This is a genomic window from Nocardia sp. SSK8, from assembly GCF_037034205.1.
In the GTDB taxonomy this organism is placed as follows: domain Bacteria; phylum Actinomycetota; class Actinomycetes; order Mycobacteriales; family Mycobacteriaceae; genus Nocardia.
On the sequence record NZ_JBAGKD010000007.1, the window covers coordinates 58101 to 81842 of the forward strand.

At 69.9% G+C, this 23742-nt stretch carries 19 protein-coding genes; 9 read left to right on the plus strand and 10 right to left on the minus strand.

Annotated features, from left to right (window positions below):
* Positions 1-10 precede the first annotated feature (10 nt).
* From WA675_RS15245 to WA675_RS15255, 3 genes are all read left to right on the plus strand, one after another.
* On the plus strand, positions 11-667 hold the full coding sequence (locus tag WA675_RS15245) for an isochorismatase family protein (RefSeq protein ID WP_336085077.1): 657 nt from the start codon (positions 11-13) through the stop codon (positions 665-667).
* 129 nt (positions 668-796) lie between these two features.
* Positions 797-9763: an amino acid adenylation domain-containing protein gene (locus WA675_RS15250; RefSeq protein ID WP_336085078.1), complete on the plus strand. Its 8967-nt coding sequence runs from the start codon at positions 797-799 to the stop codon at positions 9761-9763.
* Positions 9764-9799: 36 nt separating this feature from the next.
* Complete coding sequence (locus WA675_RS15255) at positions 9800-10798, plus strand: ABC transporter substrate-binding protein (RefSeq protein WP_336085081.1); 999 nt, start codon at positions 9800-9802, stop codon at positions 10796-10798.
* Positions 10799-10901: 103 nt separating this feature from the next.
* Here WA675_RS15255 and WA675_RS15260 read toward each other — a convergent pair whose 3' ends face one another.
* The 7 genes from WA675_RS15260 to WA675_RS15290 all read right to left on the minus strand — a co-directional run bounded on the left by WA675_RS15260 (position 10902) and on the right by WA675_RS15290 (position 17149).
* Entirely contained in the window at positions 10902-11315 is a 414-nt protein-coding gene (locus tag WA675_RS15260) for a type II toxin-antitoxin system VapC family toxin (RefSeq protein ID WP_336085083.1), read from the minus strand.
* Positions 11315-11572 (minus strand): FitA-like ribbon-helix-helix domain-containing protein, encoded by a 258-nt coding sequence (locus WA675_RS15265; protein WP_442945633.1) that lies wholly within the window; start codon positions 11570-11572, stop codon positions 11315-11317. Before WA675_RS15265 ends, WA675_RS15260 begins: the two co-directional genes overlap by 1 nt.
* Before the next feature lie 113 nt (positions 11573-11685).
* Positions 11686-13071, minus strand: coding sequence for a serine hydrolase domain-containing protein (locus WA675_RS15270; protein ID WP_336085085.1), 1386 nt, complete (start codon positions 13069-13071; stop codon positions 11686-11688).
* 35 nt (positions 13072-13106) lie between these two features.
* Positions 13107-14114, minus strand: coding sequence for a poly(ethylene terephthalate) hydrolase family protein (locus WA675_RS15275; protein WP_336085086.1), 1008 nt, complete (start codon positions 14112-14114; stop codon positions 13107-13109).
* Positions 14115-14292: 178 nt separating this feature from the next.
* Positions 14293-15711 carry an NAD(P)(+) transhydrogenase (Re/Si-specific) subunit beta gene (locus tag WA675_RS15280; RefSeq protein WP_336085460.1) on the minus strand — a complete coding sequence of 473 codons (1419 nt, stop codon included), beginning with the start codon at positions 15709-15711 and terminating at the stop codon, positions 14293-14295.
* A gap of 17 nt (positions 15712-15728) precedes the next feature.
* Positions 15729-16031, minus strand: a complete 303-nt coding sequence (locus WA675_RS15285) for an NAD(P) transhydrogenase subunit alpha (protein WP_056818017.1) — start codon at positions 16029-16031, stop codon at positions 15729-15731.
* Entirely contained in the window at positions 16031-17149 is a 1119-nt protein-coding gene (locus tag WA675_RS15290) for a Re/Si-specific NAD(P)(+) transhydrogenase subunit alpha (RefSeq protein WP_336085089.1), read from the minus strand. Before WA675_RS15290 ends, WA675_RS15285 begins: the two co-directional genes overlap by 1 nt.
* A 282-nt stretch (positions 17150-17431) precedes the next feature.
* On the opposite strand from WA675_RS15290, the gene WA675_RS15295 reads away from it, so the two are divergent.
* Genes WA675_RS15295 through WA675_RS15305 form a run of 3 tightly spaced genes read left to right on the plus strand, consistent with a single transcriptional unit; the run spans position 17432 to position 19379 of the window.
* Positions 17432-17893 carry an HIT family protein gene (locus WA675_RS15295; protein ID WP_336085090.1) on the plus strand — a complete coding sequence of 154 codons (462 nt, stop codon included), beginning with the start codon at positions 17432-17434 and terminating at the stop codon, positions 17891-17893.
* Entirely contained in the window at positions 17890-18732 is an 843-nt protein-coding gene (locus WA675_RS15300; protein ID WP_336085091.1) for a maleylpyruvate isomerase family mycothiol-dependent enzyme, read from the plus strand. The genes WA675_RS15295 and WA675_RS15300 overlap by 4 nt, the downstream gene beginning before the upstream one ends.
* Complete coding sequence (locus tag WA675_RS15305; protein ID WP_336085092.1) at positions 18732-19379, plus strand: Type 1 glutamine amidotransferase-like domain-containing protein; 648 nt, start codon at positions 18732-18734, stop codon at positions 19377-19379. Before WA675_RS15300 ends, WA675_RS15305 begins: the two co-directional genes overlap by 1 nt.
* A 4-nt stretch (positions 19380-19383) precedes the next feature.
* Here WA675_RS15305 and WA675_RS15310 read toward each other — a convergent pair whose 3' ends face one another.
* Entirely contained in the window at positions 19384-19866 is a 483-nt protein-coding gene (locus WA675_RS15310) for a GtrA family protein (RefSeq protein ID WP_336085093.1), read from the minus strand.
* A gap of 77 nt (positions 19867-19943) precedes the next feature.
* Positions 19944-20255, minus strand: coding sequence for a hypothetical protein (locus WA675_RS15315; RefSeq protein WP_336085095.1), 312 nt, complete (start codon positions 20253-20255; stop codon positions 19944-19946).
* A gap of 326 nt (positions 20256-20581) precedes the next feature.
* Between WA675_RS15315 and WA675_RS15320 the strand changes: the two genes are divergently transcribed.
* Both WA675_RS15320 and WA675_RS15325 read left to right on the plus strand, forming a co-directional pair.
* The gene (locus tag WA675_RS15320) at positions 20582-21946 is read left to right on the plus strand and encodes an FAD-binding oxidoreductase (protein ID WP_336085097.1); all 1365 of its coding nucleotides are present in this window, start codon (positions 20582-20584) and stop codon (positions 21944-21946) included.
* A gap of 35 nt (positions 21947-21981) precedes the next feature.
* Positions 21982-22266, plus strand: coding sequence for a GNAT family N-acetyltransferase (locus WA675_RS15325; protein ID WP_336085098.1), 285 nt, complete (start codon positions 21982-21984; stop codon positions 22264-22266).
* Between the two features lie 2 nt (positions 22267-22268).
* Here the strand turns inward: WA675_RS15325 and WA675_RS15330 are convergent, their stop codons facing one another.
* Positions 22269-22520 (minus strand): hypothetical protein, encoded by a 252-nt coding sequence (locus WA675_RS15330; RefSeq protein ID WP_336085099.1) that lies wholly within the window; start codon positions 22518-22520, stop codon positions 22269-22271.
* A gap of 162 nt (positions 22521-22682) precedes the next feature.
* On the opposite strand from WA675_RS15330, the gene WA675_RS15335 reads away from it, so the two are divergent.
* The gene (locus WA675_RS15335) at positions 22683-23717 is read left to right on the plus strand and encodes a T6SS immunity protein Tdi1 domain-containing protein (RefSeq protein WP_336085100.1); all 1035 of its coding nucleotides are present in this window, start codon (positions 22683-22685) and stop codon (positions 23715-23717) included.
* Positions 23718-23742: the final 25 nt, after the last annotated feature.

A 23742-nucleotide genomic window follows, 5' to 3' on the forward strand; every position in this document is an offset into this window, starting at 1 on the left:
AGAGATCGTCATGCCTATCCCCCCGATCGCGCCCTATCCGATGCCCGGTGCCGACGAGTTCACCGCCGACCAGGTCGACTGGACCGCCGAACCCGGGCGCGCCGCGCTGCTGATCCACGATATGCAGCAGTACTTCCTCGACGCCTACGACCAGCACCGTGACCCGGCGCGCACGCTCATCGCCAATATCGCCCGCCTGCGCGATCGCTGCCACGAGCTCGATATCCCGGTGATCTACACGATGCAGCCGGGCAACCAGCATCCCTCCCGGCGCGGCATTCTCGCCGACTTCTGGGGCAGCGGCATGGCCGAGGGCGCCGACACCGAGGTCATCAACGCCCTCGCGCCCGAACCGCAGGACATCCAGGTCACCAAGTGGCGCTACTCGGCCTTCCAGCGCACCGACCTGCGCGAGCTGCTCGGCTACTACCAGCGGGACCAGCTGCTGGTCACCGGCGTCTACACGCACATGGGCTGCATGCTCAGCGCCGCCGAGGCGTTCATGGGCGATGTGCGCCCGTTCCTGGTGCACGACGCGACCGCGGACTTCAGCCGCGAGGAGCATGTGATGGCGCTGAACTATGTCGCGCGCCGCTGTGGCGCGGTGACCGGTACCGAGGAGCTGCTGCGTCAGCTGGACCCGGCCCGGATCGAAGCGGACGCCTGAGCGATCCCGCGTCACCGGATTCCGGTGACGCGGGCCACAATCCGCACACCCCGAAGAACTTAGGTTAACCTAACCCCCGCTCCGGCCCGCCCGGAGTACGGGGGACGAACGTCGATGGAGGAAGTAGCTGTGAGCTCGGTGGAACGGGACGACGTGAGCGCCGAACATCCCGGATTACCGCTCACCGGAGCGCAATTGGGCATCTGGAACGCCCAACGCCTCGATCCCGACTCGCTCAGCTACCTGGTCGGCGAGGTGCTCGAGATCGCCGGGTCCGCGCCGATCGATGTCGACTTGCTCGACACCGCGATCCGGCACACCATCGCCGAAACCGACACCATGCGCCTGCGTTTCGCCGAGACCGCCGACGGGCCGCGGCAGCGGATCACCGAGCACGAGCCCGAGCTGCGCCCGCTGGTGGATCTGCGCGGCGAGGCCGACCCGGTCGCGGCCGCGCACCGGCTGGTCGCCGCCGAACGCGAGCGCTCGGCCACCTACTGCCGCGCCATGGTCGAGCGCCAGCTCTACACCTACACGCTGCTGCGCCTGACCGACACCGACGTGTGGTGCATCCAGCTCTACCACCACCTGATCATCGACGGCTACAGCGCGGCCATGGTCTCGCGCCGGGTTGCCGCGCACTACACCGCGCTGCGCCGCGACGCCGCGGTGCCGCGCCTGCGCTGGGGTTCGATCGAGACCCTGGTCGCCGAGGACCTGGAATACCGGGCCAGCCAAGCCCATCAGCACGACCGCGACTACTGGCGCGACCGGCTCACCCCGCTGCCGCCGCTGGACGGGCGCGGTCGCGCGCCCGAGGGCGTGGTCGAGCGGACCCACGAGGTGCGGGCCGTGCTCGACGCCGCGCAGGTGGACCGGATCAAGGAGGCGGCCACCGCGGCCGGGATCACCTGGGCCGATGTGCTGGTCGCCGGGTATGTGGGCTTCGTGCACCGGCTGCTCGGCGAGACCGATGTGGTCATCGCGCTGCCGGTGATGGCGCGCGTGGGCAAGACCGCGCTGACCACCCCGTCCATGGCGGTCAATGTGCTGCCGCTGCGGATTCCGGTCTCCAGCCAGGACCGCCTCGGCGATCTCGGCAAGCGGGTCTCCGACGCCCTGCGGGAGATGCGCGCGCACCAGCGTTTCCGCGGTGAGGACCTGGCCCGCGAGTTCGGCGGCGCCCAGACCGGCGCGCTGCTGCACGGCATCGGCATCAATCTCAAGGCCTTCGACTTCGCCCTCGACTTCGACGGCGCCACCGGCACGCTGCGCAATGTGGCCGGTGGTCCGCCGGAGGATCTGGGCCTGACGGTGACCCCGCTGTCCGAGGATCGGATCCAGCTCGGATTCGAGGTCGACGCCCGCTCCCTCGACGCCGACACTGTGCGCCGCCGGATGGACGCGCTGGTCACCCTGATCACCGGCCTGGTCGACGCCGTCGACAAGCCCCTCGGCGCGATCAACCTGTACCCGAACGAGATCGGCGCCGACCGCGTCGCCCCCGCCCTGCCCGGCGCCCCCGAGGACGCGGTGGAGGTCTTCGACCGCATGGTCGCCGCCCGCCCCGACGACATCGTGCTCGTCGACGGCGCCCACCGCCTCACCGCCGCCGACCTCGCCGCCCGCGTCCACCGCCTGGCCCGCTACCTGCGCGCCCGTGGCGCCGGTCCAGAAGACATCGTCGGCATCGCCCTGCCGCGCACCGTGGACCTGGTCGTCGCGCTACTCGCGATCCGCCACGCGGGCGCGGCCTACCTGATCCTCGACATCAACCACCCCGCCCAGCGCCTGGCCGACATCATCGACGACGCCGCACCGGTGCTGATCCTCACCGACGACGCCGTGGCGGGCACGGTATTCGCCGATCGCAGGGGGTCGGTCTCGCTGGCCGACGCCGCGGAGACGGTGTCCGCCGACGGATCGCCGACACGTGCCGACCTCGCGGATACCGCGGTGTTGATCCGCCTGTCCGACAGCGCCGTTCGCGAGGAGATCGCCGCACTGGCGGCGGGCCCACTGACCACCGACGAGCTCGCCGCGCCGCGTGCGGACGCGCACCTGGCCTATGTCGTCTACACCTCCGGTTCCACCGGCAAGCCCAAGGGCGTGCAGATCTCGTGCGGGGCAATGGCTCAGCTCCTGCATCACCACCGGTCGACCGTGTACGCCCAGACCGCCGAGCGCGCGGGTGGGCGGCAGTTGCATGTCGCGCACACCTATTCGTTCGCGTTCGACGCGGCACTGGATCAGCTGCTGTGGCTGTGGTGCGGGCATCGGGTTCACCTGTACGACACCGAGATCCAGAAGGACGCGGCCGCGCAGATCGCCGCGCTCGTCGCCGACCGCATCGATGTCGTCGATACCACGCCGTCGATGGCGACCGCGCTGATCGACAACGGTCTGCTCGGTGCCGCGCACCGCCCGGAACTGCTGCTGCTCGGTGGCGAGGCGACCCCGCCCGCGCTGTGGTCGCTCATCGTCGATTCGGGGGTGGCGGCGCGCAATATGTACGGCCCCACCGAGGCCACCGTGGACGCGCTCAGCGCGCCGGTGACCGGGGCGCTTCCGCACGTCGGCGGGCCGCTCGACGGCACCCGCGCCTACCTCCTCGACGGCGCGCTGCAACTCGTGCCCGACGGCGAGATCGGCGAACTCTACTTGGCCGGACCGCAATTGGCGCGCGGTTACCTCGGTCGCGTCGCGGTGACGGCGGACCGGTTCGTCGCCGACCCGTTCGCGGCGGGCGAGCGCATGTACCGCACCGGCGACCGGGCGCGCTGGCTGCCCGGCCACGGCTACGACTACCTCGGGCGCGCTGACCAGCAGATCAAGGTGCGCGGCTATCGCGTGGAACTCGGCGAGGTCGAGGCCTCGCTCGGCGCGCTGCCCGGCGTGGCCGCCGCGGCCGCCACCATCCGCAAGTCCGGCGACAGCACCCGCCTGGTCGGCTACCTGGTCCCCGAGGCGGGCCGCACCCTCGACGCCGACCAGCTGCGGCACCGCCTGACCACCCTGGTCCCCGACCACCTGGTGCCCTCGGCCCTGGTGGTCCTCGACGCGCTGCCGACCACGGTGAACGGCAAACTCGACCGCGCGGCCCTGCCCGCCCCCCAGCTCACCTCCACCGGACGGCCACCCCGCACCGAGCAGGAACGCGCCCTGTGCGGCGTGGTCGCCGACGTCCTCGGCGTGGCCCAGGTCAGCGCCACCGACGACTTCTTCGGCCTCGGCGGCGACAGCATCACCGCCATCGGCGTGAGCAGCCGCCTGCGTGCCCTCGGCTGGGACGTCCAGCCCAAAACCCTGCTGGCCCAGCGCGATCTGGCCACCATCGCCGCCGCTGCCCAACCGGCCGACCAGCAGACCGGCACCCCGGCACCGGACGAGGCCACCGGCCCCGTCCCCACCCCACCCATGGTCGCCGCCCTGCTCGCCGCGAACCCGGACCGCGCGGCCGTGGCCGGTTACGCCCAGTGGACCGCCCTCACCCTGCACGAGGACCTCACCCTCGACCACCTCACCACCGGCCTGCAAACCCTCCTCGACCGCCACGACGCCTTGCGCCTGGTTCTCGACGAATCGGACAGGCTGGAAGTAGCGGGCGTCGGCACCGTCCGCGCCGCCGACTTGGTGCGTGAGATCGATTCCGCCGAACCGAATGCGCGCGACGTGGTCACCACCGGTAGCTCCGCGCGCGATCGGTCCGACTTGCCGACCGAGACTGATACCGGCACAGGGGATTCGCTGAACACTCAGGGCGAGGCGACCAGACCCGACGCTGCGTCGCGCCGCGCGGACGACGAACCGGCACCGCGTCTCACCGATACGTCGGCCGCCGAATCGGCGCGGGTACCCGCAGGAACAACCGAGAGCGCGATCAGGTCGGTCGCGGACGGGCTCGTGGCGAAGCTGGACCCCGCTGCCGGTGTCGTGATTCGCGCCGCGCTGGTGCGCACCGGGCCGGGCCAGCCCGACCAGCTGGTGCTGGTTGCCAATCACCTGGTGGTGGATGGTGTTTCGTGGCGCATCCTGGTGCCCGAGCTGTATGAGGCGTGTGTGGCGGCGCGGGAGGGACGACCGGCCCGGCTGGCGGCGAAGGGGAGTTCGTGGCGGCGTTACGCGACCCTGCTCGCCGAATCCGGTGCGGCGGGTGACCATCGCGCGGAGCTGGCGCACTGGGAGCGCGCGCTCGGGGACAGTACTGTCCCCACGCTCGGTGGTCGACTGCTCGACCACGGCGTCGATCTGGTCGAGAGTGCCGAGCAGACAAGGACTTACGCGGCACCGGAGATCTCCGAAGCGCTGCTGACCACCCTGCCCGCCGCCTATCGGGCCAAGACCGACGACGTCCTGCTGGCGGCGCTCATGCTGGCGCTCAATGCGTGGCGGCACGAACGCGGCGAGGCCCTCGAAGCGGGCAGGCCGGTCGCCGTCGAAGGGCACGGACGCGAGGCCCTGCGCGCCGACACCGATTTCGCGGGGACGATCGGCTGGTTCACCAGCGAGTTCCCGGTGTGGACCCCGGCGACCGGCATCGCCGACCCGGACGGGCTCGCCGAGGCACTGGCCGGTGGCGCCGCCGCCGGACGGCTGCTGCGCGCGGTCAAGGAAGCCAAGCGGGCGGTCCCCGGTAACGGTGTGGGCTACGGCGTGCTGCGCAGACTCGATCCGGAGACCGCGCCACGCTTCGCCGACCGCCGCGCCCCGGAAGTGCTGCTCAACTATCTCGGCCGCTTCGGTGGCGGCGGCGCGGCGGGCTGGAGCCTGCCCGAACACGACGCGTTCGCGGTGAGCGAGCCACAGAGCAAAGCGCTCACCGAGGTGTTGGCGCTCAATGTCTTCGTGCACGAATCCGCCACGCAGGCACCCCGGCTCGCCGTCGAGTGGACCGCCGCGAGCCGGGTTCTCGGCGCGCACCAGGTCGCACAGATCCAGCGCCACTTCGAGTTCGCGCTCGAGGCCTTCGCCGCCCACGCGCAGCTGTTCCCCGGCGGGCTCACCCCGTCGGACTGCGCCGGACTGTCGGTCACCCAGGAGACGGTCGACGCCCTCGAGGCCACCCACGGCCCGCTGGCCGAACTCCTTCCGCTCTCACCCTTGCAGGAAGGCCTGCTGTTCCACGCGATTCGTGACGGCGCCGACGATGTCTACACCCTGAGCGCCCGCGTCGACCTGCACGGACCGCTCGACGGCCCCCGCCTGTCGGCCGCCTTCGACACCGTCATCGGTCGGCACCCCACCATGGCAGCGGCCTTCCACTACGCGGGCCTGGACCAGCCGGTGCAGGCAGTGCCCCGCGCGGTCGGGATGCCGTGGCGGGAGGTCGACCTCTCCGGACTGCCACCGCGCATCGCGCAAGCCGCCGCCGACCGGCTGGAAACCGAGGCCACCCGGCACCGCTTCGCGGTCGACCGCTCCCCGATGCTGCGCGCCACCCTGATCCGCATGCCCGATGACGCGCACCGCCTGGTGCTCAACACCCACCACCTGGTGATCGACGGCTGGTCCACCCCGATCGTGCTGCGCGAGGTCCTCGCCACCTACCACGGCGACGACCTGCCCTCCCCTGCCTCCTACCGCGACTACCTCGCCTGGATCGGCACCCGCGACCGCGCGGCCGTCCGCACGGCCTGGTCTCAGCGGCTGGCCGGACTCACCGCACCGACGCTGGTACGCACCGACACTCGCCTCGCCCGCGAGTTCCGGCAGTGGGAGGTGCCGCTGCCCACGGAGCTGTCCACCGCGCTGGCCGAACTCGGCCGCCGCCGCGGCCTGACACTGAACACCCTGGTCCAGGGCACCTGGGCGCTGGTGCTCGCCGCCCTCACCGGCCACACCGATGTCGTCTTCGGCGCCACCGTCTCCGGCCGCCCCGCCGAACTGCCCGGTGTGGCGGGCATGGTCGGCCTGTTCGCCAACACCGTGCCCGTGCGCTGCGCCTTCGACCCCGAGCGTGCCCTGCTCGAGCAACTGGCCGAACTCCAGGAACACCAGTTCGCCATGCAGGAATTCGACTACGCCGGACTGGCCGAGATCGAACGCATCGCGGGCCTGGGCACCCTCTTCGACACCCTGGTCGCCTTCGAGAACTTCCCCAATGCCGGTACCGGCCAACCGGATTCGCACGAACTCCGCCGCGGCGAATTCCACAACCACGGCAACACCCATTACCCCCTCACCTTGATCGCCCCACCGGGCGACCACCTCACCCTGGTGATCTGGTACGACCGCGCCGCCGTCCACGACACCACCCTCACCCGCATCTCCGACCGGATCACCACGATCCTGCGCGCGATCACCACCGAAAACCCCTTGCCCACACCGCTCTTCGAGCCATTCTCCCCTCCCGGGACCGTCGCGACCGCGTCCATCAGGTCGACGGGCGCGACCACCACCCTCGCGACCGGACGACCCGCCGCGACCACAACCGGCGCGACCAGCTCACCCGGCACACCGACGTCCGCCACCACAACGGCCACCAGCGCCGCTACACCGGCCGTCACCACGGCATCGATGACGGCACGTGCGCGGCCCGTCGTCGATCAGCTGGATCCGCGAGGTGACACCCTCGCCGTCTGGGGCATCCCCGTCGACCCGACCTTCCCCGCCATCACCGCCGAGGGCGTCACCATCGACTTCGGGGACTTCGAGGCTCGCGCGAATCGCGTGGCCCGCTGGCTGATCGGGCAGGGCGTCGGCCCGGAAACCGTGGTGGCCGTGGCCATGCCGCGCACCATCGACTCGGTCGTCACCGCACACGCCATCTGCCGCGCCGGTGGCGCCTACCTGCCGATCGACCCGGAACAGCCCGCGCAGCGCGTGGCGCAGATCCTCGACACGGCGGCCCCCGCCCTGGTCCTGCACTCGCTGGACGAAGCCGACCTCAGCGGCTTCGACGACGCACCGCTCACCGACGCCGACCGCCTGGCCCCGCTGCGCCCGGCCAATACCGCCTGCCTGCTGTTCACCTCCGGCTCGACCGGGGTGCCCAAGGGCGTGAGCCTGTCGCACGCGGCCATCATCTCCACCTTCACCTGGCTGCACCGCGAGGTCCGGTTCGGCCCCGGCGACACCATGCTCTACCGCACGCCGCCGATCTTCGACGCCTCGCTCATGGAGATGTTCCTGCCCCTGCACGTGGGCGCCCGGATCGTGCTGACCCGGCCCGGTGGCCACCGCGACCCCTACTACCAGGCACAACTCATGAGCACCGAGCGGGTGACCGCACTGTGGATGACCACCTCCATGCTCACCGTGCTCGCCGAAGAGGCCGATCTGTCAGGCTGCGCCGACCTGCGCTGCGTCCTCACCGGCGGCGAGGTACTGCCGCCCGCGACCGCGCACCGGATGCGCGAGCTCACCGGGACGGCGGTCTACAACTTCTACGGCCCCACCGAGGCCGCCATCGGCTTCACCTTCCACGAGACCGTCGACGCCGACACCACCTCGGTGCCGGTCGGCGCCCCCGCCGACGCCGTGCGCATCCTCGACGACCAGCTACGTCCGGTCCCCGACGGCACCATCGGCGAGCTGTACATGACCGGTGTCCGGCTGGCACGCGGGTACCTCGCCCGTCCCGGCCAGAGCGCGGCCGCCTTCGTCGCCGACCCGGACGGGTCCGGGGTGCGCATGTACCGCACCGGTGATCTGGTGAAACGCAACCCGCGGGGCGAGCTGGAATACGTCGGCCGCACCGACAGTCAGGTGAAGCTGCGCGGCCAGCGCGTCGAACTCGGCGATATCGAATCGGCTCTGCTCGGGTGCGACGGTGTCGCCCAGGCGGTCGTGCTGTTGCGCGAGGACACCCCGGGTGACCAGCGTCTGGTCGCCTATCTCATCGCCCGCTCCGGCGTCGTGCTCGACACCGACACGGTTCGTGAGCAGCTGCGAAAGGCACTGCCCGCGTACATGATCCCGTCGGCGTTCCTGGTCCTGGACCACATTCCGCGCACCGCGACGGAGAAGATCGCCCGCCAGGACCTGCCCGTACCGGAATCCGTTCCGTCCGTGCGGAAATCCGCCGATGCCCGCGCCACGGCGTCGGTAGGCAGCGCGACGTGGCCGAAGACCGGTGCGCCGAGCCACCGGAGCGGGGCGGTGACCGCCGATCCCGCGCCGGACGGCCTGCTCGGCACGATCCGCCAGGCCATGGCCGCGGTGCTGTCGATCGACACCGTCGGCACCGACGACGACTTCTTCGAGCAGGGCGGCCACTCGCTGCTGGCGGTCCGCCTGGTCGGGCGGCTGACCAGGGCCGAGCTGCCGGTCGTCCTCGATGACGTCTTCTCCGCGCCCACCCCGCGCGCGCTCGCCGCCCGCATCGGCGCGGTCGACCCCGACGCGCAGCGACCGACCGAGGGCCTGGCCAGCCTGGGCAGCCGCCTCGATCCGGTACTGGACCTGCGGGCCGAGGGCACGGTAGCGCCGCTGTTCTGCATCCACCAGATCGGCGGCACCGCCTGGAAATACGCGCCGCTCGCTCGCCTGCTGCGCGCCGACCGCCCGATCATCGGGCTGCAAATGCCCCAGCTCACCGAGCCGGACAAGCAGACCCCCACCCTCGACGACCTGGCCCGCTTCTACCTCGACCAGGTGCGCCGCATCCAGCCGCACGGCCCCTACCACCTGCTCGGCTACTCCCTCGGCGGCAATATCGCCCACGCGATGGCCGCCATCCTGGAGGCCGAGGGCGAACAGGTGGCCTATGTGGGTCTGCTCGACTCGCATCCGCTGTCGAACCTGACCGAGCGGGCCGCCGCGACCCTGGCCGACCCCTCCGGCATGGCAGCGCTCGTGCCCGAAATCGGCGAGTACCCGGCCGAATTGGCGGCGGTGGTGGTGCATGCCGCGACCGAGCTGCTGCGCATGGTCACCAAGTCCGAATCCCCCAGCTACAGCGGCGAAATGGCGCTCTACTGCGCGGACAACGGCCTGGAACCCGAACGCGTGCACGCCCAGCTCACCGGCTGGCAGGCCGCGGGCGCACGGCTGGTGATCCGGCGACTGCCCTACACCCACAACGAGATCGCGATGCCGACCGGCTGGATCGAGGTCGCCGCGCTCATCGACGCGGATCCCGCGATCCGCACCTGAACTTTCCACCTGGATAGAAAGAAGGAAACAACTCCCATGTCAGCGCACCGAATGACGGCACGCATGCGTGCCGCCGCCGCACTCCTGATCGTCGCGGTAACCGCGACGGCCGTGGGCTGCAGCAGCTCCACCTCCGACGAGGCCGCAAGCTCCGGCACCCGCCAGGTGGACACCCCCAAGGGCCAGGTCACCGTCCCGGCCGACCCGCAGCGCATCGTGGTCCTCAACGGCGCCCTCGCCGGATACCTCTACGACCTCGACGCCAAGGTGACCGCCGCGGATCCGCGCATCCTGGGCGTCACCCTGGAGCCTGGCGAGTTCCCGGCCGCCTGGGCCGCGGACGCCAAGGAACAGGGCACCGTGGCCGTGCCCTCCGGTGACGACCTGAACCTGGAGTTCATCGCCGCCCAGAAGCCGGACCTGATCATCGGTGGCGGACCCGGCTGGCCCGGTCAGCAGACCATCAAGAACTACGACAAGCTCGCCGCCGTCGCCCCCACCGCCCTGGTGCCCTCCGACGCCGCCAACTGGCAGGACCAGCTGAAGTCGGTCGCGAACTACGTGAACCGTCCCGACAAGGTGGACGGCATGATCTCGGCGTACACCACCAAGGTCGCGCAAGTGAAGGCGGGACTGAAGCTGCCGCAGGGCGCGGCGGCGGTCTACCAGTCCCAGGCCGACGGCAAGCCCATCCTGCTGGCCCCCGAGACCCCGCTGGCCAACCTGCTCACCGACGTCGGCATCACCATCGACGACAAGATCGAGGCCAAGGCGGGCAACCCGGAACGCGCCCAGGCCGGTGACTGGGTCACCTTCAGCCCCGAACTCCTGAGCACCGTCGTCGACGCCCCCGTGCTGTTCGTCATCAAGCTCGACGGCGGCCGCGACATCGCCCAGCTGAAGCAGGACCCGGCCCTGGCCATGCTCCCCGCCTTCCAGAAGGGCCAGCTCTACGAGCTCCCCGCCACCGCCAAGCGCCCCGACTACCGCGAGGCCATGGCCACCCTGGACCTCCTGTCCCAGCGCTTCAAGTGATCCCCCCGGCGGCTGAGTCCTGACCCACCCGCCACCCCTCACCCCGTCCGCCGAACCCCGGCGGGCGGGGTGATCCGCGTTTCCGGGGGTCAGATCGCGCGGATCATTCCCACGGGTCGATGACGGTGACCCCGGTAGCGCGGAAGGCCGAGTCGCGCGTCGCCACGCTCATTCCGGCGGCTTTCGCCGTGGCGGCGATGTACCCGTCGGACCTGCCGATGGCTATTCCCGCGGCGCGGGCAGTCGCCATGAGGTCGGCATACGCCGCGGCGTCGGCTAGGCCGAACGGCAGCACACGACCGGCGAACAGCGGCATGATCCGGGTCTCGAAGCGTTCCCGCATCCGGTCCCGCCGAGCTCCGTCGGGCATGGCCGCCAGTCCGTAGCGGATCTCGGCGACGGTGATGGTCGAGAGGTAGAGCGTGCGGAACGGGGTGGCGTCCAGCCACGCGATCACCCGCGCATCAGGGGCCTTGCGCATCGTTTCGGAGATGACATTGGTATCCAGGACGATCACTACTCGAACTCCAGTGGCTCGGCAGGTGCACGGTCACGATCGTTGATCAGGTCGTACTCGTCGTCGGTCAGCTCGAACTCGCGACCGATCTCGGCCAGCAGCGAACCGAGCTTGATGTTCTCGTCGGGTTCAGGAGTGACAGCATCGGTCAGAATCGCCCGGACTTCGGCTTCGGTACTGCGCCCGTTCGCCGCCGCACGCAGACGCAGCCGGTCGCGCACATCATCGGGTAGGTCACGAACAGTCAATCGGGCCACGGGAGATCACCCACTCTACAAGTGGCGCTATTGGCGCCATTGACGTCACTGGCGCCAATTCTAAGACCCGTCTCGATCCACCGCAAGGCAGCCCACCGGCTGTTCCGAGCGGTTCAGCGCGGAGTGTCGCCGAGCGCGCGTACCGCGGCCGCCACCTGCCCGCCGATATCGAGGACGAGACGGAAGACGTCGACGGCGACGAAACTGCCGTCGCACCACAGGATGTCGCAGCCGGTCGAGCCGTAGGGGCCGACGCCGAGCAAGATCGCGGCGGCGGTGCCTGGGTCGGCCAGCCGGGCGAGGTCGTCCGGGGTGCGGATCGACAACGGTGGATGGTCGAGGCCGAGCGGGTCGACATAGGTCTCGGCCGGGACATCGGCCACCGCCCGGACAACGCGCTGGAACAGCTCCTTGTTGTCCGGATTGCCGCTGCCGGTGAGCATGGCGACCGGGTTGTCCAGGTCGGCCCGCAGCGGGATGCCGAGACGCACGATCACCAGGTCGCGGCTCGGCACGACGGTCAGGAACTGGCCGAGCGCGCCCTCATAGGAGTACATGTCGCGCGGGGAACCGGGGAACTGGGGGCGGTCGTAGAACGTCGCGGTGGGTACCTCGGTGCCCCGGTAGGTGTCACCGGAATTGAGCCAGGTCAGGAAGCCGTAGCCCGGATTGGCGGCGGTGCCGGTGGTCGCCTGACGCAGGTAGTCGGCGGCGATGAGCTGGTCGCCGCCCCAGCGTCCCTCCTGCAGCAGTAACCTGCCGAGTCGGGCGAGGTCGTCGGGACGCATGGCCAGCCCACCGTTGACGGCGGTATTGCCGCTGCGATCGCGCAACCAAACCCAGTGCGCGCGGTCGATCCCCAAGGGCGCGAACAGTTCCCGCTGGGCGAAGTCCTGGAAGTCGGCGCCCGCGGCGATCTCGATGATCTTCGCCAGCAACATCGGGGTGTTCTGCGCGTACTGGAAGGTGCTGCCGGGCGCGAACTCGGCGGGCGCGGCGAGGGTTTGCGCGACGGCGTCGGTCTGGAGTCCGGCGAGGTCGGCGGGCCAGCTGAAATGCAGCCCCGTCGTCTGGGTCAGCACCTGGCGCACAGTGAGATTCGCGTGCACGGGATCGGCCTGTGGGAAGAACCTCCCGAGCGCGTCGTCCACGCTCAGCAGGCCCAGGGTCACCGCACGGCCGATCACCGCCGCGGTGACGCCCTTGGTGGCACTGGCCAGCGGCAGCGGCGCGTTCCCCGTCGGGGTCCGGTCGCCGACCAGGCAGCCGTGCCGATAGACCTGGACCGCGATTCCACCCGCGCGCGTGCCGAAGTCGAGCGCGTCGTCCAGTGCCGCCGCGTCCATGTCCACGTCGGCGGCGCTCGCGCGTGGCAATGGCTGCCCGGATACCGGCTCGGCACAGCGCGTTTCACCGCCCGGTGCCGAGGTGGCGATCGGGGCCGCGACGGTGATCGCGACAGCGGCGATAGTGGTGATCCAGCAGAGGCGGCGAGCCATCGTTATTCGCTTTCGGGTACTCGGGATGCGGTGGGTCATCGCAGGGCGTCGGCCTGCGGATTGCGCTCGACGCTGTAATAGGTCGGGTCGGATCTCAGCAGCCAGTCGGGGCCGACGAAGAAGCGGCGCGCGGTCTCGTCACCGAAAGCGACATACTTCAGCCACGCCACCGCGGTTCCGGACGACCGGTAGGCACCGGGGCCGTCCACCGGCGAGAAATGGGTCACCCCACGGGCATTGGCGATCCAGGCCGGGGCGTGGAAGGTCAGGTTGTACTGCCACCAGCGCACCCAGGCGAAGTCGGGGACGACGAAATCGTTGTAGCCGGTGAGGAACAGCGTCGGCACGCCGATGAGGGCACCGACCCCGACCGGACCCGGTTCGATCGCCAGCACCCCGATCACCGCGAATTCCGGATCGATCACCTCGGCGATCGGCGGGAACAGCGCCGCGGCCTGCAAGGAAGCGCCGCCACCCGCGGAATGCCCACCCAGCACCGTGCGGCTCAGATCGACCTTGCCGAACAGCGGCGAGCCGGGATCGCGATGCTGGACAATCGCGGCGGCCAGGCCCGCGGCGGGCAGGTAGGCCAGCGAGTTGACGAAGTCGTAGGCGATCACGACGACGAATCCGTGGCTCGCCCACTGCCGGGCCAGGGTGTCGTACATGCCGGGGTTGGCGGTGATCCCGCCCTCGAACAGGATCAGCGGCACCTTGTCCAGTTCGGCGATATCGGCCGGGTAGTAGGTGTTCACACCGACCGGCGACTGCAGTCCGTAGGGAAAGGCCTGGGTGCAGCGCGCGTCGTCGCGATTGCCGAACAGGTGCACGGTGAGGTGCGCGATCATCCCGGCGACCGATTCCTGGCAGGGGTTGGTGACCACGGGGGTCGCGACGGGGTGCGGGCCGGGCTGATCGAACACGCTCTGCGCGGTGGTGCCGGGGGCGATGTCCTCGGCCCGCGCGTTCGACAGTCCGGAAACGAGCGCGGCGACCAGCACGACAACCGACAGCGCGCACGCCCGGCGGGTGAGTGACCTCATCGTCGAGAACTCCGTTCAGCACACCGGTTTCCCGGCCGTTCGATTGAGACGGCTCCGTCTCAATCGCAGAGTAACGGAGATGTGGCGTGCGACACAACCACCCGAACGGCCCCCGACACAACAAAACGGGCCCCGCCGTTCCGGAGAACAACGGGGCCCGCGTGCGTTACCGCGTGAGTTACAGCGCCTTCAGTTCCTCGGTGACCGCACCGACGGACTTCTTGGCGTCGCCGAACAGCATGGAGGTGTGGTCGGCGTAGAACAGCGGGTTGTCGATGCCGGCGAAGCCGGAGTTCATCGAGCGCTTGAGCACGATGACGTTCTTGGCCTGGTCGACATTGAGGACGGGCATGCCGTAGATCGGGCTCGACTTGTCCTCACGGGCCGCGGGGTTGGTGACGTCGTTGGCGCCGATCACCAGGACCACGTCGGTCCGGTTGAACTCGCCGTTGATGTCGTCCATTTCCTTCATGGCGTCGTAGGACACCTCGGCCTCGGCCAGCAGCACGTTCATGTGGCCGGGCATACGACCGGCGACCGGGTGGATCGCGTACTTGACCTCGACACCCTTGCCCTCGAGCAGGGACGCCATCTCCTTGACCGCGTGCTGGGCCTGGGCCACGGCCATACCGTAGCCGGGCACCACGATGACCTGGTTGGCGTAGGCCATCTGGATCGCGGCGTCGGCCGCCGAGGTGGCCTTGGCCGACTTGGCCTCGCCGCCGCCGCTCGCGGCCGCACCGCCACCGCCACCGAAACCACCGGCGACGATGGCCGGGATGGACCGGTTCATGGCCTTGGCCATGAGGTTGGTGAGGATGGTGCCGGACGCGCCGACGATCATGCCCGCGACGATCATCGCGGTGTTGTTCAGCGCCAGACCAGCGGCCGCGGCCGACAGACCGGTCAGCGCGTTGAGCAGCGAGATGACGACCGGCATGTCCGCGCCACCGATCGGCAGCACGACCATCAGGCCGAGCACACCGGCGAGCACGAGCAGCGCGATCATCCACAGCTGCGAGACGCCACCGTTGTCGGCGCCGAGGCCGATCACCACGGCGCACGCGACCGCGCCGACCAGCAGCAGCAGGTTCAGCGGCTGCTGCAGCTTGCCGATGCCGATCGGCTTGCCGGACAGGATCTCCTGCAGCTTGGCGAAGGCGATGATCGAGCCCCAGAAGGAGATCGAACCGATCACCGCGGCGAACAGCGAGCCGATGATGATGTGGATGCTCGGCTCTTCGTGCAGCGCCGAGAAGCCGGAGCTGTCGATGAACTCGGCCCACGCGATGAGCGCGACCGTGCCACCGCCGACGCCGTTGAACGCGGCGACCAGCTGGGGCATCTCGGTCATCTTGGTACGCACGGCGGGCGGCACACCCAGCGCCACACCGACGACCAGACCGGCGCCGATGAGGATCCAGTTCAGCATGTCCGCGTGCCGGATGGAGATCAGCGTCGCGACGACCGCCAGCGCCATACCGACGGCGGCGATCTGGTTACCGCGCACCGCGGTCTTCGGGCCGGTCAGGCCCATCAGACCGTAGATGAACATGGAGAAGGCCACGATGTAGAGGCCGTTGACCAGGTAGGTCATGTTGTCGACTGCGTGCATCACTCGGCCGCCTTCTTCTTACCCTTGAACATGCCGAGCATGCGGTCGGTGACCACGAAGCCACCGATGACGTTCAGGGTTCCGAACACCACGGCGACGAACAGGATGACCTGCACCAGCAGCGACGGGTCCTTGACATTGCCCAGCGTCACCAGCGCCCCGAGCACCACGATGCCGTGGATGGCGTTGGTGCCCGACATCAGCGGGGTGTGCAGGGTGTTGGGCACCTTGGAGATGACCGCGAAACCGACGAACCCGGACAAAACCAGGATCGCGATATTGGCGAGAAGTTCGGTGTACATCAGGCTTCCACCTCACGGGTGACACAGGAATCGGCGAGCACCTGATCCTCGAAATCGGGCGCGAGCTTGCCGTCGACCAGCATCAGTTCCAGCAGCGCCGAGATGTTCTTGGAGTACAGCTCGCTGGCGTGCTCGGGCATGGTGGCGGGCAGGTTCAGCGGCGAGGCGATGGTCACCTCGTGCTTGACCACGATCTCGCCGGGCTCGGTGAGCTCGCAGTTACCGCCGGTCTCCCCGGCCAGGTCGACGATCACGCTGCCGGGCTTCATGCCCTCGACAGCGGCGGCGGTGACCAGGCGCGGCGCGGGACGGCCCGGCACCAGCGCGGTGGTGATGACCACGTCGAAGCCCTTGATGGCGTCTTCGAGGGCCTTCTGCTGCTGGGCCTTCTCGTCGTCGGTGAGCTCGCGGGCGTAGCCACCCTCACCGGCGGCGTCGATGCCCAGGTCGAGCCACTGGGCGCCGACCGAGCGCACCTGGTCGGCGACCTCGGGACGCACGTCGTAGCCGGTGGTGCGGCCACCGAGACGCTTGGCCGTGGCCAGCGCCTGCAGACCGGCGACACCCACGCCGAGCACCAGCACGGTCGCGGGCTTCACGGTGCCCGCGGCGGTGGTGAGCATCGGGAAGAAGCGGGTCGACTCCGCGGCGGCGAGCAGCACGGCCTTGTAGCCCGCCACGTTGGCCTGGGAGGACAGCGCGTCCATCACCTGGGCCCGCGAGATACGCGGGATCGCCTCGACGGCGAAGGCCTGCACGCCCGCGGCCTTGAGGGCGCCGATCTGATTGTCGGCGTTGCGCGGCGCGAGGAATCCGATCAGCGTCTGCCCGGAGCTCAGCTTGGCCACCTCGGCATCACTGGGCGGGGCGACCTTGACCACGACTTCGGCCGACCACGGATCGCCGATGGTCGCGCCTGCCTCTACGTAGGCCGCGTCGGGAATGAGCGCGCCGAGGCCCGCACCGGCTTCCACGACCACCTCGACACCCTGCTTGGACAGGGCGGGGATGATCTTGGGCACCACTGCGACTCGCCGCTCACCCGGGCCGGACTCGCGAACGACTCCGACACGCGCTCCGCGTGGCGATTCCTCGCCCACGTTGTGCGTTGTCTCCACTAGTCAGACTTCCTTTTCGTGCTGGCTTCGAGCCTGGGAACAACGGGCAGCCGAATGTTACCTACGAGTAGGTTCAGCTGAAATCCTCGCAACTGTACTCGGCTGGCGGTGAGCCTAGCGGAGATGCCTGTCACAGCGGATAGTTGGACGAGCGTCCACAACATGTCCCGGCAAATCGGACCAGCTCGACGCAAGGATCGGCGCACACGAACGTGACGCGCGTCATGCCCGGTCGAGCCTCGGGGTGTTGCGCGGGCCACACCACACCGTAGGGTCGAGTCCGTGAACGACTGCGTCTTCTGCCGGATCGTTGCGGGGACCGCACCGGCCACCAAAGTCTACGAGGACGACGCGGTCTGCGCCTTCCTGGACATCCGTCCGATCACCCGGGGACACACCCTGATCGTCCCCAAGAAGCACGCCACCGAGCTCGACGACCTCGCGCCCGAGACCGGCGCCGACCTCTTCCGCACCGGCCACCGGCTGGCCCGCGCCCTGCGCCGCGGCGGCCTGGCCAGCGACGGGGCCAACCTCATCCTCAACGACGGCACCGCGGCCTTCCAGACCGTCGGCCACGTGCACCTGCACGTGGTGCCCCGCAAGCACGGCGACAAACTGGCCTTCGCCCGGGGTTTCCTGCTACGCAGACCCTACGAACCGAACTCGACCGCCGCCGCGATCCGCGCCGGCCTGACCGCACTGGACGCGGAATCCTCGCCGTCCGCGGAAGGAACACAGGGATGACCGAGCGCACGCCGGACCGCGAGCACCTCACCGACCTGCTCGCCCAGCAGTGGGAGGCCATCGCCGCCCTGGTCGCCGACCTGGACGAGAACGCCTGGCGCAGGCCCTCCCCGCTGCCCGGCTGGACGATCTTCGACGTGGTCGCGCACGTGGTGGGCACCGAGTCCTGGCTGCTCGGCCAGACCCCGCCCCCGCACGACCCGCTGCGCCCCAAGACCGATGTGCGCACGCTGCCGCACGTGCGCAACGAGGTGGCGGTGCTCAACGAGATCTGGGTCGACCGGTTGCGCCCGCTCCCGGGCAAGCGCCTGCTCGCGCTGTTCGACGAGGTGACCGAGCAGCGCCGCGCCGCGCTGGTCGCGCTCGACGACGCGGCCTGGGCCGAGCCGACGGTCTCGCCGGTCGGGCAGGTGCCCTACGGGCGCTTCATGCGGGTGCGGCTGTTCGACTGCTGGATGCACGAGCTCGACCTCGCCGACGGCATCGGCCGCAGTGTCCCCGAGGGCGGCGAGCGCGCGGAGACGGCCTTCGCCGAGCTCACCCTCGGCCTGGGCCGGGCGGTGGTGAAGGGCGCCAAGGCACCCGAGGGCGCGCGGGTGACGCTCGACCTCACCGGTCCGGTGACCAGGCAGGTGCACGTGGCGGTGATCGACGGGCGGGGCGTGCTGCTCGACGAGCCCGACGGCGATCCCACCACCGTGATCCGCCTGGACTCGGGCCTGTTCGCTCGCCTGCGCGGCGGCCGGACCAGCGGCGACGCGCATCTCGACCAGGTCGGCATCGAGGGCGATCCGGCCCTCGGCGACCGGCTGGTGCGCAACCTCGCCTTCACCATCTGATGCGATTGTTCCTGGCCTCCTATCGATTCGGCGCCTTCGCCGACCGGCTCGCCGCGCTGGTGGGCGAGCCGGGACGGGTGGCGGTGATCCCGAACGCGTGCGACGCCTGGCCCGCGGCGTGGTCGTCGGCGGTCACCAGCGACGTGAAACCCCTTCAGGCCCTGGGTTATTCACCCGAGGTGCTGGATCTGCGCGACTACGCCGGACAGCCCGCGCAGCTGGAGAAGGCCCTGCGCTCCTACCCGCTGGTGTGGGTACGCGGGGGCAATACCTTCGTGCTGCGCGCCCAATTCGCCCGCAGCGGAGCCGATTCCGTACTCCCCGCGCTACTCGCCGAGGACGCCCTGGTCTACGCGGGTTACAGCGCGGGCGCCTGCCTGCTCGGCCCCGACCTGCACGGTCTCGAGACGATGGACGACCCCGGCGAGGTCCTGCCCGCCACCGGCACCGCCCCGCGCTGGGACGGCCTCGGCCTGGTCGACCGTCACCTCGTCGTCCACCTCGACTCCCCCACCGACCCGGACGGCGAATCCGCGAAACTCCTGGCGAGATACCAGGCCGCGGGCACCCCGCACTGGGCACTCACCGACGCCGACGTGGTCCTCGTCGACGGCGAACACCCCGAAGTGCTGCGCGGCGCGCACTGACCGATCACACCTTGCTCAGGACGGGTGCGCCCCGGAACACGATCCAGCGCAGGGCACAGTACATATAGACACCCTCGCAGGCACCGGCCACGAGGCGGGCCAGATGGTATTCGAGGCCCAGTGCGGTGAGGCCGGAGCCGACGCCGAGGATGAAGGCCAGATAGTTGATCAGTACGACCACCGCGTAGACCGCGGCCTGCCTGCCGACCGGCGCGTGGGAGTGGAAGTTGAAGGTGCGGTTGAGCAGGAAGCTCAGGCCGAAGGCGGCGATGTAGGCGAGGGTGATCGACAGCCAGATCGGCAGGCCGACGGCGCCGTGCAGCACGGTGAGCAGGACCAGGTCGACGCCGAAGGTGAAGCTGTTGATCAGGGCGAAACCGAGGAAGGTGGCCGGGACGTAGCGGGCCAGGCCCCACGGCAGCCGGGCGACCACGGCCGCGCACCAGCGGCTGAATCGATCGGCCACCGAGTCCGTGAGCTGCTCCACCCGGCCACCCTGCCAGCGGCAGGTGTCGCGCAGATGAGCAGACGGCAAACGCGGTGCGGGGCGGGCGGTCCGCGCCGTCAGCCGCCGACCACGGCCGCCGGGCGCGCCTCGAGGGCCGCCCAGGCCGCCAGGCAGCGGCGGCGGGTGAATTCGTCGGCCTCGGCGAGGAGGGCATCGCGCAGTGTCTTGGGGTCGCGGGCCCAGGCGAGGGCGATCTCGTTCAGCGCGGTGTGGCCGAACAGGCCGGTCGCCTCCAGCGCCGCGAGCCATTCGCCGTGCTCACCGGCGCGGACGGCCCGCATCGCGTCGATATCGATTCCCGCGTCGGCGTACTCCGCCGCCAGCAGGGCGCCGACGAGCTCGCTTCGGTCTTGCGATTCCTGCATCATCCGGTCCTCCCTGCGAAAAACGGTGCGGCACAAGGGCACCGCGTGATCGATGCGCATCGGCGCACCGTGGAGCAGAACGCGAAACACGGGGACACTCCGGCAATCCACCCGCCGGAAACACCGTCTGGAGCATTGTGACCGCTCGGACGCCGTAAACACCAACCGGGCGCGCCGAATCACAACCATGCCGACTGCGCATCGTTATGACGCACACCCATCTGGTCGGCGGACCAGTACACGCTGGTGGCGGCCGTCTTCCGATATTCCCGCGCACCGGCGGGTGGCGATCGCCTGACCCGGCGGGCGACGGCGGTTAGCGTTGCAGGGTGGACGCGAAACTGGGTGCGCTGGTCGATTCGCTCGCGGCGGGGGCGGTGGTGGTCGACCCGGATGTGCTGGCGGGGTATCGGCAGGACTGGGCGCGAGATCCCGACGCGGGAACGCCGCTGGCCGTGGTGCGGGCCCGGAGCACCGAGGACGTGGCCGCCACGCTGCGCTGGGCGCACGCGCACGGGGTGCCGGTGGTGCCCCGGGGCGCGGGGTCGGGGCTCTCGGGCGGGGCGACGGCGGTGGACGGCGGGATCGTGCTCAGCACCGAGCTCATGCGGGAGATCCACGTCGACCCGGTGACACGCACCGCGGTGGTGCAACCCGGGCTGCTCAACGCGGAGGTGAAGCGGGCCGTCGCGGCGGAGGGGCTGTGGTACCCGCCGGACCCGTCCTCGTTCGAGATGTGCTCGATCGGCGGCAACGCGGCCACCAACGCGGGCGGGCTGTGCTGTGTGAAATACGGCGTGACCACCGACTACGTGCTCGGCATGGAGGTAGTGCTCGCCGACGGCACGCCGGTGCGCCTCGGCGGGCCGCGCCTGAAGGACTCGGCGGGCCTGTCGCTGACCAAGCTGTTCGTCGGCAGCGAGGGCACCCTCGGCGTGATCACCGAACTCACCCTGCGGCTGCTGCCCGCCCAGCCGCCGCAGGCCACCGTGGTGGCGAGCTTCGGCTCACTGACCGCCGCCACCGACGCCATCCTGGCCATCACCTCGACGCTGCGGCCCGCCATGCTCGAGTTCATGGACTCGGTGGCCATCAACGCCGTCGAGGACGAGATGCGGATGGGCCTGGACCGCACCGCGGCCGCGCTGCTGGTGGCCCGCTCCGACGCGCCGGGCGAGTTCGCCGGGCACGAGGCGCAGCTGATGGTGACGCTGTGTGAGAAGGCCGGGGCGAGCGAGGTATTCCACACCGAGGATCCCGCCGAAGGCGAAGCCTTCACCGCCGCACGGCGTTTCGCCATCCCGGCGGTGGAGCGCATCGGCTCGCTGCTGCTCGAGGACGTCGGCGTGCCGCTGCCCCGGCTCGGCGAACTGATCACCGGCATCACCACCATCAGCGAACGCAACGACGTGCTGGTCTCGGTGATCGCGCACGCGGGCGACGGCAACACCCACCCGCTGATCGTGCACGACCCCACCGACCCCGACAACACCGCCCGCGCGCACCGCGCCTTCGGCGAGATCATGGACCTGGCCATCAGCCTGGGCGGCACCATCACCGGCGAACACGGCGTCGGCAGGCTCAAGAAGGGCTGGCTCCCCGACCAGGTGGGCCCCGAGGTGATGGAGCTGACCCGCCGCATCAAACACGCCATCGACCCCACCGGCATCCTCAACCCCGGCGCGATCCTGTAGGAACATCGCGCGGCGGCCGCGGGTTAGCATCCGGTATGACCACCAGGCTCGAACACAACGTCGCCGACACCCGCTACGAGATCTACCACGACGACGTCCTCGCGGGCTACGCCGACTACGCCGAACGCGAAGACGCCAAGGTCCGCGACTTCCACCACACCATGACCTTCCCCGAGTACCGGGGCCGCGGCGTCGCCGCCGACGTGGTCAAGTACGGCCTCGACGACTCCCGCGCCGCGGGCTATCGGGTCGTCCCCACCTGCTGGTACGTCGAGAAGTACATCGCCGAGCACCGCGAATACGCCGACCTGGTCGCGTGAGGTCAATCGATAACGAAGATCAGCAGCCGGGCCGCGTGCGACCGGGAGAAGAAGACGAAATCCGTGGCTGCGCACACGCCGTAGTCGTCGGGTGACAGCTCGACATGGAAAGCCATCCGCACATCGCCGAGCGCCGTTTCGATGACGCCGACCACCGTGCTCAACTGGTCGGCGACATCGGCCCGCTGCCTGCCGAGCGCGGCCATCCCCGTCACCGCCGCACCGAACACCGTGACCCACCTGGTGATCGGCATGATCGGCCGCACGACACGGACCGAGCCTCCGGTGATCGACCGCACCACCTGTGGCAGCGGTTCCCGCAGAGGCGCCCACCGTCGACGAACACCACCGAGTGCCGCCAGCCGCGCGGGGTCGGATAGACGTACACCGATTCCGGCGTACCCCACCGCCGATGCGTGGCACCCTTTCTGCGACCCATACCCGTCAAGGTAGCGCGTAGGAGCCCATACGTACGAAAGTCTCTGTGCTGCTTTGATATATCGATGAGCACCGAGTTCTTCCGACTGATCCGACCTGTCCGTGCCGTCGAAGCGGCCCCGGGCTGGGCCGCACAGTTTCCACAGTTCGAAGCGATCGTCGGCTATTCCGATCTCGGGCACGTCTTCCTGGCCGAGGCCGGGGGCGAGTTCGCCGTGCTGCATCCGTTCACGGCGGCCGCCAAGAGCTACGGCAGGTTCCCGAGCATCGAGGAATTCGCCGACACCGTGCTCCGCGACCCAGGATTCGCCGCCTATGTGCTGCTCCCCGACCACGTCGCCGAAATCCGCGCGCTGCTCGGACCACTCGGCGAGGATCAGGTCTACATCCCTACGCCGTACCCGTTCCTCGGCGGCTCGATGGAGCCCGGCACGTATACCACCGGCGACATCTGGACCTTCCTCGACTTGGTCGCGCAGTTCCACGGCGCCGACACGACACCGCGCGAAGCGCCACCTCGCATCGCCCAGTTCGGCGACGAACAATTCGCCGTCGCGCTGGCCGACTGGGAGTGGATCGGGCTCGAGGGTAAACAGCCGGTCTTCACTTCGTTGTTCGGTGACGTCTTCCTTACCAGCGCGGACGGCGTCTGGCTGCTCGACATCGTCGAAGGCTCACTGACTCGAGCATGGGCGACCGTGGAGGAATGCGAAGCCGCTCTCAACGACCCGGAACAACAGTCACGCCTGCTGCGTACCGAACTGGTCACCGAGCTCGCGGCACGCGGCACGGTGCCCGCACCCGATCAGATCTACGACTTCACCCATCCACCCGTCCTCGGTGGCGAGCTGAGGGCGGACAATGTGGAGGTGATGGATTTCGCCACCGCGGTCGGCATGGCAGGTCAGATCCACAACCAGGCCCGATTCATCCCCGAAGGCGCGCGGGTATCGATCGTCACCGACGAGCCGCCCCGCCGCTCCGGCTGGCGAAAACTACTCGGCCGGAAGTAGACCGGACAGCAGTGGCCCCCGGCGG